11 protein-coding genes are annotated in these 15,507 nt (G+C 34.4%); 3 read left to right on the top strand and 8 right to left on the bottom strand.

What is annotated here, in order from left to right; all coding sequences use genetic code 11:
* Positions 1-33: 33 nt before the first annotated feature.
* Positions 34-912 carry a DMT family transporter gene (locus tag K7G76_RS02355; RefSeq protein ID WP_223032599.1) on the bottom strand — a complete coding sequence of 293 codons (879 nt, stop codon included), beginning with the start codon at positions 910-912 and terminating at the stop codon, positions 34-36.
* A gap of 91 nt (positions 913-1,003) precedes the next feature.
* On the opposite strand from K7G76_RS02355, the gene K7G76_RS02350 reads away from it, so the two are divergent.
* A complete protein-coding gene (locus tag K7G76_RS02350) occupies positions 1,004-1,522 on the top strand; it encodes a heavy-metal-associated domain-containing protein (RefSeq protein WP_223032598.1) in 519 nt (172 codons plus the stop codon).
* Positions 1,523-1,570: 48 nt separating this feature from the next.
* Here K7G76_RS02350 and gldD read toward each other — a convergent pair whose 3' ends face one another.
* The 4 genes from gldD to mutY all read right to left on the bottom strand — a co-directional run bounded on the left by gldD (position 1,571) and on the right by mutY (position 5,053).
* Entirely contained in the window at positions 1,571-2,152 is a 582-nt protein-coding gene (gldD, locus tag K7G76_RS02345) for a gliding motility lipoprotein GldD (RefSeq protein WP_223032597.1), read from the bottom strand.
* A 1-nt stretch (position 2,153) separates the two neighbouring features.
* Entirely contained in the window at positions 2,154-3,458 is a 1,305-nt protein-coding gene (locus K7G76_RS02340; protein WP_223032596.1) for a gliding motility-associated protein GldE, read from the bottom strand.
* Positions 3,459-3,480: 22 nt separating this feature from the next.
* Positions 3,481-3,939: a single-stranded DNA-binding protein gene (locus tag K7G76_RS02335; RefSeq protein ID WP_223032595.1), complete on the bottom strand. Its 459-nt coding sequence runs from the start codon at positions 3,937-3,939 to the stop codon at positions 3,481-3,483.
* A gap of 91 nt (positions 3,940-4,030) precedes the next feature.
* Positions 4,031-5,053, bottom strand: coding sequence for an A/G-specific adenine glycosylase (mutY, locus tag K7G76_RS02330; protein ID WP_223032594.1), 1,023 nt, complete (start codon positions 5,051-5,053; stop codon positions 4,031-4,033).
* 136 nt (positions 5,054-5,189) lie between these two features.
* On the opposite strand from mutY, the gene K7G76_RS02325 reads away from it, so the two are divergent.
* Complete coding sequence (locus tag K7G76_RS02325) at positions 5,190-5,480, top strand: HU family DNA-binding protein (RefSeq protein ID WP_223032593.1); 291 nt, start codon at positions 5,190-5,192, stop codon at positions 5,478-5,480.
* 299 nt (positions 5,481-5,779) lie between these two features.
* Positions 5,780-7,324, top strand: coding sequence for an Rne/Rng family ribonuclease (locus K7G76_RS02320; RefSeq protein WP_223032592.1), 1,545 nt, complete (start codon positions 5,780-5,782; stop codon positions 7,322-7,324).
* 54 nt (positions 7,325-7,378) lie between these two features.
* Here the strand turns inward: K7G76_RS02320 and K7G76_RS02315 are convergent, their stop codons facing one another.
* Genes K7G76_RS02315 through K7G76_RS02305 form a run of 3 tightly spaced genes read right to left on the bottom strand, consistent with a single transcriptional unit; the run spans position 7,379 to position 15,381 of the window.
* Entirely contained in the window at positions 7,379-9,292 is a 1,914-nt protein-coding gene (locus K7G76_RS02315) for an OmpA family protein (RefSeq protein WP_223032591.1), read from the bottom strand.
* A gap of 18 nt (positions 9,293-9,310) precedes the next feature.
* Positions 9,311-10,222: a PorP/SprF family type IX secretion system membrane protein gene (locus tag K7G76_RS02310; RefSeq protein ID WP_223032590.1), complete on the bottom strand. Its 912-nt coding sequence runs from the start codon at positions 10,220-10,222 to the stop codon at positions 9,311-9,313.
* A 23-nt stretch (positions 10,223-10,245) separates the two neighbouring features.
* Positions 10,246-15,381, bottom strand: a complete 5,136-nt coding sequence (locus K7G76_RS02305) for a T9SS type B sorting domain-containing protein (RefSeq protein WP_223032589.1) — start codon at positions 15,379-15,381, stop codon at positions 10,246-10,248.
* Positions 15,382-15,507: the final 126 nt, after the last annotated feature.

Here is a 15,507-nt window from a genome sequence, read left to right as displayed (position 1 = left end):
TTCAATGAATTAATAAAGAAATTTTTAATTCAGTTATTGCTTTCTTCTATGTGATAAAAACACACCTATTAGTATAATAATTGTAGCTACACCTTGTAAAAAACTAAATCCCTCACCATCCAAAACGCCCCAAATTAAAGCAACAATAGGCATTAAATAGGTGACTGAAGATGCAAAAACAGGAGTTGATATTTGCACTAACTTATTAAAGAGTACTTTGGCGAGTGCTGTACCAAAAAAGGACAGTATAACTACATAAACAATGGCAGAACTAAAGTTAGGATTTTCAAAGGTTTCAGTCTTAAAGAAATTAGAAAACAATAAAACCAGAAATGCCGGAATAATTATTACAGCATAGTTTCCAGCAGCTATTGCTAGCGGTTTTACCTCTTGCAAATAACGTTTAATTATATTCACATTTGCAGCATACATTATTGTTGAAGCTATAACATAACCCGCAAAAAGATAATTCTGATCCGGGTTAAGCTCCGCACCTTTTAAAATTAAAATTGCTGTTCCAATAAAACCAATTATTACACCAAGCACCTGTCGTTTTGTTGAGGCAATTTTAAAAACAGCAAAACCCAATAAAATAGTATTTAATGGAACCAAGGAATTTAAAATTGAAGCCACTGCGCTATCTATTTCGGTTTCGGCTATCGCAAAGAAAAAGGCAGGAAAAAAAGATCCTAAAAAACCAGAAAGCGCTACCCATTTCCATTGATTCTTGCTGATAGTTTTTAAAGATCTATAACCTGCAATTAACAAAAAGAAACCTGTAACAATGGTCCGTAATGCACCTAGTTGAAAAGCTGTTAAGCCCAAAAGGGATTTCTTTATTAAAATAAATGACGTCCCCCAAATAAGCGAAAGTGCCAATAAATATGCCCACTTTATATTAATACTTTTCATACTAAACTAATCTAGCCCACAAAATTGTGATTTTTAATGCAATAAACATCAATATTTAGTAATTTTGTAAAGAACTTAATACGAAATACACATGAAGACATTTAAAAACATTATAGTTGTTTTTTTACTAGCTGTTAGTTTTTTAGCATGCAAAAATGAAACAACTCCTGAAGTTGTAACTGTTGAAAATGAAACTACCGAAGTTTCAACTGATGCTGCTAATAAATTAGATCCAAATGCTACATATGCTAAAGCAGAATTCACCATTGAAGGTATGACTTGTGCAATGGGTTGTGCAAAAACCATTGAAAAGAAAATGGCCAAATTAGATGGTGTTAAATCTGCCAAGGTAGATTTTGACTCCCGAATTGCCATGGTTGAGTATGATGAAGCTAAAGTTAATACAACAACTCTAGAAGACGTAGTGAAAAAAGCTGGTGATGCTTATTCAGTAAAAGACATGAAAACTGTTGATAGTTTTGATGGAGAAAAAAAGGCTTGTGAAAAAGACTGTAAAAAAGCATGTTGTGCCAATAAAACAGAAGCAGAAAAAACAGCCTGTGCAAAAGATTGCAAAATGGCTTGTTGTGCTGACAAGGCCAAAGCATAAAACATTCTACATTTAAAAAAGCCTAATGAAATTCATTAGGCTTTTTTTTTATTCTTTCCACTTTACAGTTTCCATGATATGCTTAATATCCTTTTGAAGATAATACGCCGCAGGCAAAATAGAATCGTAATTAGGTTTGGCATAAAAGTATAAAGAGCCTGTTAAAAAATGATTGATACTATCGGTTAAATAAAATTGTGATTGCGAAGCTGCGTTGCCACCTACTTCATAAAACATACCGTAAACCTTTTTTTCTTTGCTTTCAAAAACTTGCTCTGAAATAGCATCGGCCTTTAAAGTATGTTCCTGTGTAAACCCTTGGGCATCTTTTAACAGGCTAATTAATCGCTCATTATTATTTACAGGCTTGTACGTTAAATATATAGTGCCTTTTAAATCAGGATAAACGAGATCTATGCCATAACTCCCAGAATCAACTGAAAGGGTTCTGGCCTTAATTTCTTTGGCCAATTCATTTTTTTCAAAGGTAAACGGAAATCCTGTATCAAAGGTTTTATATTGCGCTTCGGGATACTCTAATCTTAAATATGCACTCGGTTTAGGCAAAGTTTCATTAGCACATGACAAAACCAACAATACAATTAGGGTTAGAGTTAAAATTTTCTTCATATTAAGGTAGTGTAACTTTTATTCGCTTTATACGTTTTTGATCTAAAGCTTCTACTGTAAAAACGTAGTTTTCGAAATTTATTTTACTGCCTTGCTTTGGAAAACTTTTTGAAATCTCTAAAATAAAGCCAGCAATTGTTTCGGCTTCGCCTTTTTGCTCTTCGAAAAGCGATTCGGCTTCTAATTTAGTTATCTTATAAAAATCTTTCAAAGCTGTTTTACCTTCAAAAACGTAATTGTTGTTATCTAATTTAGAATAAATTAAATCTTCATCATCAAATTCATCACTAATGTCTCCTACAATTTCTTCAATAATATCTTCTAAAGAAATTAATCCAGAGGTTCCACCGTACTCATCAACAACAACCGCTAAATGCACTTTCTTTTCCTGAAATTCCGCCATTAAATCATCAAGTTTTTTGTTTTCTGGAACAAAAAATGGTTCACGCAATAAAGTTGTCCAGTCAAACTGTTTTCTATCAATATAAGGCAACAAATCCTTTACATATAAAATACCTTTTATGGAATCTATGTTTTCTTCGTAAACTGGAATTCTGGAATAACCATTTTCTACAATTTCAGGGATTATATCTAAATACTTCTCACTTATATTTAAAGCAAAAATATCAATCCGAGGGCGCATAACTTGCTTGGTATCGGTATTTCCAAACGACACGATACCCTGCAATATTTTTTGTTCTTCTTTAGTGGTATCGGCTTCGCTTGTTAACTCGAGAGCTTGTGAAAGCTGATCGACACTTATATTCGATTTTTGCTTTCCAAACCTGTTATGAATAGCTAATGTAATACTGCGCATCGGCAGACTTAATGGTGAAAATAAAAAGTCTAAAACCCTTAAAGGATAGGCCATAAACAAAGAAAACTTCAAACGGTTTCTACTAGCATATATTTTAGGCAAAATTTCACCAAATAAAAGTATTAGAAAAGTAATTACAATAACCTCTAAAACAAATTGTAAAATTTCTGATTGAATACTTCCAAATAAAGAATCGCCCAAATAAGCAAACAATATTACAATAGCGATATTTATAAAATTATTAGCTACTAATATAGTTGCAAGTAGTTTTTTAGGACGCTCTAGCAATTTAGTGATGATGCCCATTTTATTGCTAAACATCTCGTCGCTATCGTCAATGTCGGTTCGCGTAAGGGAAAACAATGCAACCTCTGCCCCTGAAATTAAAGCAGAGCAGAGCAACAGTAAAAATAAGAGTGCCAAACCAATTACAACCGATAAATCAATTGCAGTTATAAATGAAAGAAATCGTATGGGTTCTGGATCCAAAGATTAGGGTTTAAATTATACTTTAAAATGGCAAATCGTCATCCGGCAAATCTACCTCTGGTTTAGGAGTAATCGGCTCTTGTGAAACCTGATTTTGTTTATTAGTTTGTTGACTATTTTGCTGATTTTGTATACCACTTTCATTCTTTGTTGTTAAGAACGTAAATTCTGTACATTGAATTTCTGTAGAATACCTGTCATTACCACTATCATCTTGCCACTTTCTAGTTTTTATTCTACCTTCTATATATACCTTATCGCCTTTGCTAACATATTTTTCAAAAATCTCTGCAGCTTTATTTCTAACTACAATATTGTGCCATTCAGTATTTGTAACACGTTCATTGGTCTGCTTATTGGTATAGGTTTCATTTGTTGCAAGAGGAAAACGACCAATACATCCTCCACCTTCAAAATAATGCATTTTAACCTCGTCGCCTAAATGCCCAATTAGCATAACTTTATTTAACGTTCCTGACATAATATTCTATTTAATTTGAAAAGCAAAATTAAGCTTTTGCTTTTCATAATCTTAAATTTAATAAAAAAATATGACTGCGGTAAATCTCCTATCAAAAATTAAAGTCGTCTGTAAAATTTTTAATTAATATTGGAGTGGCATATTCATGAATAGTATCTTTAGGAATACTTGTCCCTGGCAAGATATCAGATTTTATTATCCAAAATTTGGTATGCAAATGCTGATGGGACAACTTATGAACAATACTTTTATCATTATATAAGGTAATTTGCCGTTCATTTATATTAAGTTGAGATTTGAGGTCATCAATTGATAACGGTTGTTTTGACTCAATTAACGGAAACTGATATAGGTTTTGCCAAATACCTTTCTCTTTGCGCTTTTCCAAAACTGTTTCCCCTTTTGTAGAAATATAAACTAAATAGTTAAAGTACTTCTTAACGGGTTTAGATTGCTTATTTTTTTTAGGCAACAAGCCAACTTTATCATTTTTAAAGGCATTGCACGTTTCATTTAAAGGACAAATAGTACAATCTGGACTTTTAGGTTTACATTGAATAGCCCCAAATTCCATTATGGCTTGATTAAATTCAGCTGGATTGTTTTTATCCAAAATTTCTTGAGCTACAGCCTTGAATTCCTTTTTACCTTGTGTACTGTTTATAACCGTATTTATACCATAATAGCGTGCCAAAACCCGATATACATTTCCATCTACAACAGCAGTTGCTTCATTAAAACATATAGAGGCAATTGCGCTGGCGGTATAGTCTCCAACCCCTTTTAATTTAATTAGATCCTTATAATTATCAGGAAATTTCCCATTTAACTCCTTAACAATATATTTTGCTGTGGCGTGAAGATTTCGGGCACGTGAATAATATCCTAATCCCTGCCAAAGCTTTAAAACATGCTCTTCAGTTGCACTTGCTAAGTCGAATACGGTTGGATATTGGCTCACAAAAGCTTCATAATAAGGTAACCCTTGCTTAACTTGTGTTTGCTGCAAAATTATTTCGGATAGCCAAATGTAATATGGATTTTTAGTTTTGCGCCAAGGCAAAAATCGCTTATTTATTGAATACCAATATGTTAAAGTTTTTGTAATATGCATTTATAGAATATACTAATCGCAAAATTAATCGTTTATATTCTTAAATTTTAATGATTTAGGTTTGAAATATTGAATTTTAAATTCCTATATTTGCATCCCTTTAAAAGATTAATAGTAACGTAATAAAATATTTAAAATGACGAAGGCTGATTTAGTAGCAAAAATTTCTGAAAAATTAGGAATTGAAAAAGGCGATGTACAAGCAACTGTAGAAACATTTATGGATGAAGTTAAAACTTCTTTAGAAAGCGGTGACAACGTTTACTTAAGAGGGTTTGGAAGCTTTATTGTAAAAACAAGAGCAGAAAAAACAGGTAGAAATATTTCTAAAAATACAACTATTAAAATACCTGCTCACAATATACCTGCGTTTAAACCAGCAAAAGTTTTTGTGGAAGGTGTAAAAACAAACGTAGACGTTAAATAAAATATTAAATAATTAACCTTAAAAGCAGACATTTATGCCAAGTGGTAAAAAAAGAAAAAGACACAAGGTAGCGACACACAAGCGCAAAAAAAGAAGACGCGCTAATCGTCACAAAAAGAAAAAATAAGCTAAAAAAGTAGTTGTTTAACTACTTTTTTGGTTTTAAAATCAAAACGTTCTTTGATAATGAGCTACTTAATCGTATTACCTTTCGAAAGAGTTGCTCCACAGATTTAAAATCCTGTGAAAATATAGTATTAATCCATCTGTACTTAATTGTATGGATAAAAATTAACTAAATGGATAAAGAATTGATTATTCGTTCGAGTTCTGAAAATGTTGATTTTGCCTTATTAAAAGATGGAAAACTAGTTGAATTACATAAAGATGAAGGTGGTAATAACTTTTCGGTTGGTGATGTGTTTATAGCCAAAATAAGAAAAGCTGTTCCTGGTTTAAATGCCGCATTTGTTAATGTAGGCTACGAAAAAGATGGTTTTTTACATTACCATGATCTCGGACCTAAACTCCCTTCCCTTTTAAAATTCACAAAACGTGTAAGCACAGGTAAACTAAAAGATTATTCTTTAAAGAATTTCCCATTTGAAAAAGATATTGATAAAGACGGAAAAATTACTGACGTCTTAAAATCAAATCAGTCTACTTTAGTACAAATAGTAAAAGAACCTATATCAACCAAAGGACCTAGAATTAGTTCCGAGCTTTCAATAGCTGGTAGATATATTGTTTTAGTGCCTTTTTCCGATAGAATTTCTATTTCTCAAAAGATAGAAGATAAAGAAGAAAAAGATCGCTTAAAACGCCTTGTAAGGAGTATTACACCTCAAGGATTTGGTGTTATTGTTCGTACGGTAGCAGAAGGCAAAAAAGTAGCAGAACTAGACAAAGATTTGCAAAACTTGCTTGGTCGTTGGACAGCAATGTGCAAAAAGCTAGACAAAGCTCATCATCCTAGTAAAGTACTAGGAGAATTAAATAAAGCGTCTTCAATTTTAAGAGACATATTCAACGATACTTTTACAAGTATTTATGTTGACGATGAAGAACTTTATATTCAAATTAAAGATTATGTGCAGGAAATTGCACCAAAGAAAGAATCAATAGTTAAGCTATATCAATCTAACGTGCCTATTTTCGAGAAATTTGGTATTGAAAGACAAATTAAAACGTCTTTTGGAAAAACCGTTTCTATGGCCAAAGGCGCTTATTTGGTTATCGAGCATACAGAAGCCCTACATGTGGTAGATGTCAATAGCGGTAACCGTTCTAATAAGGCCAAGACACAAGAAGATACCGCGTTGGAAGTCAATTTAATTTCAGCAGCAGAAGTGGCTAGGCAATTGCGTTTACGCGATATGGGTGGCATTATTGTTATTGACTTTATTGATATGGGCAAAGCTGAAAACAGAAAAAAGCTTTATAATTTTCTTCGTGATGAAATGAAGGATGATAGAGCTAAACACAAAATTTTACCGCCAAGTAAATTTGGTTTGGTACAAATTACTAGACAACGCGTTCGTCAAGAAATGAACATTAAAACACGTGAGGAAAACCCTGACGCTGTTAATGGGCAAGAAGTTGAGGCGCCAATAGGAATTGTGCCCAAAATCACTCACGATCTTGAGCAATTATTAAAAAAAGACTATAAAAAGTTGACATTAAACACACATCCTTTTATAGCAGCCTTTTTAACAAAAGGCTTTCCATCTATTCGTTCAAAATGGTTTTTTGAACATAAGAAATGGGTAAAGGTTTTACCGAGAGATGCTTACACATATTTAGAATACCACTTTTTTGATAAAGATGGTAATCAAATTAAATAACAAAAAAGCCTTACTATTTTTAGTAAGGCTTTTTTTATTGCTATTATTTAATTTTTATTCTTGAGCTGGACCACCGCTAGTTATAATAAACTCTGAACGACGGTTTAATTGATGCTCTTCCTCTGTACAGTTAGAACCACAATTTACTTTTGGTTCTTTTTCTCCCATTCCAATACCAGATATTCTATTGGCATCTATTCCTTTTGAAACCACGTATTGAACAGTTGTTTTTGCACGTCTGTCTGACAATGTTTCATTGTAAGAATCTGATCCTCGGCTATCTGTATGCGATGTTGCTTTAATAACCATATCTGGATACTTATTCATAATTTGAACTAACTTATCTAATTCGAATGCAGCTTTAGATGTAATATTAGACTTGTCAAAATCAAAATATATTGGTTCCAACTCCACTCTATCGGCTACAATTAATTCTTCAATAGGATCTAATTGAATTGTAACTGATTGCTCTTCTTCTCTAGTTCCGCTTACCATGGCTTGTGCGCTTTCGTACTCATCCATGGTAGCTTCAATTCTTACATCTTTTTCGCATTCCACCATATACTCGGCAACACCTTCAGCATTAGTTGGTTTTGAATTTACTTTGTTTCCCGCATCATCATAAAGTGTTGTCATAGCACCGCTTAATGGCTCTCCTGTGTTTGCGTCTACAACAGTAGCTGTAATTAACACATCACACATAGGTTGCAATTTTTTTAAAGCGTAAATATCATCACTTCCTTTTCCGCCTTCACGATTAGAAGACACATAGCCTTCGCCTGTTTCTTCATTCATATAATAAGCAAAATCGTCTGCATTACTGTTAACCGGTATTCCAGCATTACGCACCGGTGCCATTTTGCCATCAATTTCTTTAGTATAGAATACATCTAGCATTCCTAAACCTAAATGACCGTCAGAAGAAAAATAAATATCGCCATTACTACTTGCATATGGGAATTTCTCGTTGCCTTCTGTATTAACTTTCTGTCCTAAATTAACAGGTTCTCCAATAGTTCCATCGGCGTTAACAGATGCTTTATAGATATCAAACAACCCAAACCCTCCTGGCATATCAGAATGGAAATATAAGGTCTTGCCATCTGAACTTATAGCAGGGTTACTAACGTTATAGTTTGGACTATTTACGTGTAATGCCTCAACATTTCTCCAACTATTGCCATCTTTAGTGGCTCTAAACATGTGCAATACACTATACTTGGTATTTGAAATACTATCTTTTTCAAATTCTCCTTCAAAAAAGCTCTCTCTTGAAAAATAAGCTGTGTTACCGTCTGGACTGAACGTTACAGTGCCTTCATGATATTTTGTATTGATATCGCCTTCAGCTAAATCAGCTTCTTGATATGTACCATCGGTCAAGAGATTAGACACATAGACATCTAAAAAAGGTTGGTCGTTCCAACCGTATGTTCTTCTTGCTTTATTTCTAGCCGATGTGAAATAAAATTGACTACCATTTAAAACACCTCCAAAATCAGATTGTTCGGAATTAATATCTAAATTTTGAATATTAAATTTCTTTCCTTTTTCTAAAATTTTTGGTAAATAATCTGGATTTGCCTTAAAAGCAACAGCTCTATCATCTCCAGGTCTCATTTCAGCAAAGCGACTCATTTGCTCATTGGATTCAGCATATTTACCGTTTGCCTTAAGCATTTGAGAATACTTGTAAATCATTTCTGGACTTTGAGAGGACTCTAAAGCTTTAGCATACCAACGTTCAGCTTCAACAGTATTGAATATGTTATAATTAGCTTCTGCTAATTGGTTGTAAACATAGGCATCAGCTTCGCCCTTTTCTACTAACTTTTGGTAATCCTCAATAGCATCAACAAACTCAAATTTCGCAAAATGTTTGTCTGCAGCCGCCGTTTTTTTGTTTTGAGCAGTTATACTTAAACTACTCATTAATATTACTGTGATAAATATTTTAAAGTTTTTCATAATGTTTAGCTTAAGTGATTAGAAATAACGAGGTGAACGTGATACTTTCTTCGAGAAACCAAAGTCGAAGTTGATAAATATCTCGTGAGAAGCTGATGTTGTAACATCTAAATCTGACGTAATACTATCATAAGCATAACCTATTCTTAAGTTAGGTGCTACCATAAAGTTAACCATTGCACTAAACGAATCATCCAATCTGTATCCTGCTCCAATTTCAACAATGTTGTACATAAATAGGTTAGCATTTACATCAAAACTCACTGGTGAATCAAAAGCCATTTTCATCATACCATGTGGCTTTAAGGCAAAATTGTCTGATAAATGGAATACATAACCTGCCGCTACAAATAAATGCTGTGTATCAGAACCTATTTTTGTGCCATTTTGATCAATGTGAACAGAATTTAACATGTTAGGCATAGAAACAGACACATAATAGGTGTCCGGCTTATATAAATAAGCCCCTGCTCCAACATTCGGATTTACAGTATCTATATTTTCTTCTAAAAATGGATCATTAGGATCTATAACATCTAAATTAACTAAACCAACATCTAAAAATGTAGCTCCAGCCTTTACACCTAAAGCCAAACGATGATCTCCTCCTAATTGGAGCGTATATGAGAAATCTGCATATACATTGGTTTCTCTTACAGGACCTATTTCATCACTAATAAAAGATAATCCTAAACCAACATTTTTACCTACTGGAGAACTAATAGATAATGTCCCCGTATTTGGTGCACCATCCAGTCCAACCCATTGGCTTCTGTAAAGTGCTCCGATGGCTATACCATCGAAAGAACCTGCGTAAGCTGGGTTAACAACGTTCATATTATACATATACTGTGTATACTGCGGATCTTGTTGCGCTCGCATAAATGACGCGGACAATAAGAATATTAAAATTATATATAGTTTTTTCATTATAAAATTTTGGTTGTGTTAGTTTACTTGTTGATATATACCCATGAGGTTCTTACTTTTCCGTCTTGATATTTCATAACATAGAAATAAGTACCTACTGGAAGTTCATCTCCGTTATCTGCTACACCATAAAATTCATTTGTATATCCATCGGTCTTTTTAAATATTTCCGTACCGTTTCTATTGTAGATTACTAAACTTTCTACATCAAAACTACTTAAATCGAATGTATCATTGTAACCATCATCATTTGGAGTAATTACTTGCGGAATAACACAAGCCAAAGTTTCAAAACTTTGAACCGATACTTCTGGGCATGGTCCTGAAGTAGTATATTCAATAGTATACTCTGTACCTTGAGAACCACCTGTTACTTCACCTGTATCAGGATCTATCATTGCGCCATCATTTGGTTCTGGATTAAAAGCAAATGTACCTCCTAAATCACCTGTTATCTGTACCTCAACACCATCGCATATTGGTGTTAAAATTGTAAAGGATGCGTCTTCAACTGAATAAGCAGTAACTGTTTGTGTACTTGTTTCTGGACATACTCCTGATGTTGTATATTCCACAGTATATGTCGTATCTGCAGATCCAAAAATTTCACCAGTAACTGGATCAATAACCGCACCATCAGTTGGTAATGGATTAAAGGCAAATGTTCCACCTGTTGTTCCTGTTATTGTTGCAGTAGCACCATCACATGTTGGTGTTAAAGTAAACGAAGCGTCATCCGCAGGTAATACAGTAACATTTTGTGTACTTGTTTCAGGGCAAGCTCCAGATGTTGTGTATTCAACTGTATAAGTTGTTCCAGAAACACCATCTGTAATAGTACCAGTAACAGGGTCTATTAATGCGCCATCGCCTGGTGGTGGATTTAATGCAAATGTACCTCCAACTGTTCCCGTTATTGTTGCGGTTGCTCCATCACATGTTGGTGTCATTGTGAATGAAGCATCATCAGCTGGTAAAACAGTAACCGTTTCAATGCTTGATGTTGAACAGACTCCTCCTGTTGTATATTCAACAGAGTAAGTAGATTCTGGAACTCCGTTTGTAATTGTTCCTGTATCAGGATCGATTACGGCTCCATCTGCAGGGTCTGGGTTAAAGGCAAATGTACCTCCTACTGTTCCTGTTATTGTTGCAGTTGCTCCATCACATGTTGGTGTTAAAGTAAATGAAGGATCTTCAGCACCCGTATTGTCATAATTAACTACTACTTGATCTACAACTGTAGATGTACCTCCCGTACATAACTCATATGTTACAGATGCGGTATATGTTGTTGTCATTGTAGGAGATACTGTAATTGTTTCTGTATTTCCAACAACAACACCATTTTCATCTAACCACTCAAACGTATAGTTTGGTGTCCCTTCAGAAGGTGCAAATCTGTAAGATTCTGGTGCATCTGGAGTAACTTCCCAAACACCAGTATTTCTTCCTACTGGTGTAAATGCAACAGTATCATCAATATTTTGGACACCTATAACAGCATTACCATCATTCCATCCTGGACAAATTGGCTTTTCAAAAACATTAACGTCAATGTTATTTGATGATTCATAAAGAATTATTTGACTACTAGACTCTATACTGTTACAGCTAAAGTGACAAACACTTGTATAATTCACAACAAACATCCTGTAAGGTGCTGAACCAATAACCAAATAATTGATATCTCCACAAACCCCTGGATCAATATCATGAGCTACACCAAAAATATTAGCTTGGGTTAAAGAAGGATTATCGTTATTAGGTAATGTGTCTCCCGGGTCAATATTCCAACCATTAAAGTTTCCAGCGTTTTCAAGTTCAAAACTTAAAACGCCATTAGATCCTACAAGAATTTGGTTATAAACACCTCCAAAGAAGCAGAAATCAAATCCTATATCAATAACCTCAGACCATCTATCATCAATATCCAAACTCGTAGGAGTACCTCCAACAACTGGCGGTAAAGGACATGTATCTAATCCGTTAATAGTATAATTACTTGTATCCTGACCAAATAAATGGAAATTAGCTGTTAAATCAGTATCAGGGTTTAAACAATCTACATCAGCATCTTCACCAGCATACACGATAGAACATGGGTTTGGTGGTGGTGGACAAATAAAGGTTATAGGACTACTTATTACATCACATGTATCGTCATCCGATTTAATAGTCGTAATTGTTACAACTGTATTTGCTGTATATGGTCCCATTGTAACGATACCTGTAGTACTTGCAGTTTGATCTGGACTGCCTTGATCATCAGAAACAATTATGGAAGCCGATCCGCTTAAGTCTGTGATGTTGACTTCTATTACAAAATCTGGATTATTAGGATCAGTTTCACAATCACCTACTGCGTTAAATGATACCACTTGAGGGATACAAATAGTTTTAAATGTATATTCAGTACAATTGACCGCTGGACCATTACTATTATAAGGCACGATAGTTACGTAATAATTTGTTGCGTTATCAAGTACTCCTGGATCATAAGTTAAAACGTTACCTACATCTAAATTATCCACAATATCAGTTCCTCCAGGTGTTGTACCAATGGAAATTGTATATCCATCAACCAAAATAGAGGCTGCTGTCCAAGTAATATCAGTATTAATATCAATATCTATTCCTCCATCGGCAGGAGTTGTCATTACTGCATTACAATTCGGTACTGCTGTGGCATCAAAACATTGTACGTCGAAATCCCACTCTGTTTGTCCAGTACTACCACAACTTACAGATCCATCTGAATCAACACCAACAGTTATAGATGAACCTGAAGAAATAAAGAATAGACCTGCTAAATCACCACCATTATCACCTTGGAAAATAATAGTCCCATCAGAGTCTGTAATAATTAATTCATCCCATCCAGCTTCTATCCAACCAGCATTGAAAAACACAACTAATTGTGAACCGTCATTACTAGCAAAATTAAACTCCATTGTATCGTTACTTGCATAACAATAAGTGGTATTTATAGTCTCATTAATAGAACAATCAAGAATTTGATTTGGGTCTGGTCGCGTTGTAAAACTTTCTTCCACACAACCTGTTGCATTACCGTTAGCGTTATAAGGCACTATAGTAACATAATATGTTGTTTCAAAAGCTAAAGTTCCAGGATCGTAAGTTAATACATCACCAACATCTAAATTATCAACAACATCTGTTCCACCTGGTGTTGTACCAATACTCAAAATATAACCATCTACTTGACCAAATGCTGCTGTCCAAATTAAATCTTCATTCTCGTTAACATCTGTTGCACCGTTCACTGGATTAGTTAAGGATGCATTACAATCTGGTGCTGATGTAGGGTCAAAACATGAAACCGTAAAGTCCCATGGTGTTTGATTACCAGAATCACAACTAACAGAACCATCTGAATCTACTGAAACTTCTATTGTGCTTCCTGAAGACACCCAAGATAAACCAGTTAAATCGCCTCCATTATCACCTTGAAATAAAATTGTACCATCAGAATCTGTAACAATAAGTTCATCCCATCCTGCTTCAATCCAACCGGCATTGAAAACTAATAATAGTGGGTCTCCATTATTACTTGCAAAATTAAAAGTCATTGTATCATTTGCACTGTAACAATAAACCGTATTCACCGTATCACCTGCATCACAATCTAAAATTTGATTTGGATCATTTTCTGTAGTGAAACTTTGTTCATTACAATTAATAGCTGAACCATTATCGTTATATGGTACTATAGTTATATAGTATGTGGTTTCGTATAATAATGTTCCTGGATCATAAGTTGTTGAATTTCCGTTATCGAAATTATCCAAAATATCAGTTCCTCCAGGTGTTGTTCCTATTGATATGGTATAACCTGTTACAATTACAGACGCTGCACTCCATGTGATATCGGTATTAATATCTACAGCAACATCGCCATTAGCAGGCGTAGTTAACACTGAATTACAATTAGGTATAGCTGTTAAATCAATACAAGACACATCAAAGTTAATTGGCACATAACCAAGACCTTGACAGTTTACAGAACCATCGGTATCCATTTCAACATAAAGTGTGCTACCAGTGGTGTTTCTAGATATACCTGTCAAATCGCCGCCATTGTTTCCATTGAATAAAACAGGAGCTGTATTATCAGGCCCATCATAAATAATAATATCGTCACAACAGCTTTCCATTTGACCTGCATTAAAAAAGATGTTTAATGGACCGCCATCAGAACTTTGGAAATTCCATGACATGGTATCGTTATCTGTATAACAATATTCAATATTAACTGGCACACCAGAAGCACAATCTACAGGTGCATTAGGGTCAGCTCCAGTTGTAAACGAAAATTCAGTACAACCAACCGCCGGACCGTTAGCATTATAAGCCAAAACAGTAACATAATATGTTGTACTGTATTCTAGAGCAGTTGGGAAGTTAAATGTTGTTGATAAACCTACGTCTAAATTGTCCACTATATCAGTACCTCCAGGAACTGTTCCAACAGATAACACATAGCCTTGAGGAATTCCAGTTGCTGCAGACCATTCTAAATTGGTATTAATTCCAACACCAGTACTCCCATTTGTAGGTGTAATTAAGTTAACACAAGAGGGTGGATCTGAAACAACTTGAGTGGCAGCAATATTGTCTAAATAAACATAATACGTACCTATTGCCCACGCAGCATCAATACGTAGTTTAAAATCTGAACCCACTGGTAAACTCGCAGCTGGTACAGTTGCAGAAATATTAGCACATTCATTAGATGTTACGTGATTAACATCGTTAATTGTTAAGACTGTGTCCCATGAACCACCATCATTTGTGGAATATTGAACATACAACTCGCCCCATCCTGGAGGAGTTGGGTCTGTTGCTGCAGACCAATCTACAATTTTATAGTCAAATGCAATTGTTAAATCAGTTCCATTAGACTGACCAACTACATTTGGAGATGTTAATGCACCTGTAAGGTTGGTATCATTAAAATTCGATCTAACTGACCATCCGTCACAATTCTGGACAAATGAAACAGCATAATCTCCAGGATCACTAGACCAGCCTGCTGGTAAGGTTACACTAGCATCAAAATTTTCTACTAATCCTATTTGAGAAAATCCGACGAGTGAAATTAACCCAAATACAAGCGAAAGTGTAATTTTTTTCATTATTAATATTATAGTTAGTTAATGTTTAAAGTGAATAAGTCCTTTAAAGCACACTCTTAAAGGGAAAGAGTAGCTTCAAAAAACACGTTATATTCACGAGATAATGCTTAAATTATCAATCCCTAA

Source organism: Hanstruepera marina (genome assembly GCF_019880635.1).
GTDB classification, from domain to species: Bacteria; Bacteroidota; Bacteroidia; order Flavobacteriales; family Flavobacteriaceae; genus Hanstruepera; species Hanstruepera marina.
Note: the sequence above shows the minus strand (reverse complement) of the source record. Positions and strands in the feature narration are given on the sequence as shown.

Bases quoted from the DNA above. Each gene is read 5' to 3' on its own strand.
- K7G76_RS02335 (WP_223032595.1), bottom strand. From the start codon at position 3,939: ATGTCAGGAACGTTAAATAAAGTTATGCTAATTGGGCATTTAGGCGAC.
- K7G76_RS02350 (WP_223032598.1), top strand. From the start codon at position 1,004: ATGAAGACATTTAAAAACATTATAGTTGTTTTTTTACTAGCTGTTAGT.
- K7G76_RS02355 (WP_223032599.1), bottom strand. From the start codon at position 912: ATGAAAAGTATTAATATAAAGTGGGCATATTTATTGGCACTTTCGCTT.
- K7G76_RS02325 (WP_223032593.1), top strand. From the start codon at position 5,190: ATGACGAAGGCTGATTTAGTAGCAAAAATTTCTGAAAAATTAGGAATT.
- K7G76_RS02310 (WP_223032590.1), bottom strand. From the start codon at position 10,222: ATGAAAAAACTATATATAATTTTAATATTCTTATTGTCCGCGTCATTT.
- mutY (WP_223032594.1), bottom strand. From the start codon at position 5,053: ATGCATATTACAAAAACTTTAACATATTGGTATTCAATAAATAAGCGA.
- K7G76_RS02315 (WP_223032591.1), bottom strand. From the start codon at position 9,292: ATGAAAAACTTTAAAATATTTATCACAGTAATATTAATGAGTAGTTTA.
- gldD (WP_223032597.1), bottom strand. From the start codon at position 2,152: ATGAAGAAAATTTTAACTCTAACCCTAATTGTATTGTTGGTTTTGTCA.
- K7G76_RS02320 (WP_223032592.1), top strand. From the start codon at position 5,780: ATGGATAAAGAATTGATTATTCGTTCGAGTTCTGAAAATGTTGATTTT.
- K7G76_RS02305 (WP_223032589.1), bottom strand. From the start codon at position 15,381: ATGAAAAAAATTACACTTTCGCTTGTATTTGGGTTAATTTCACTCGTC.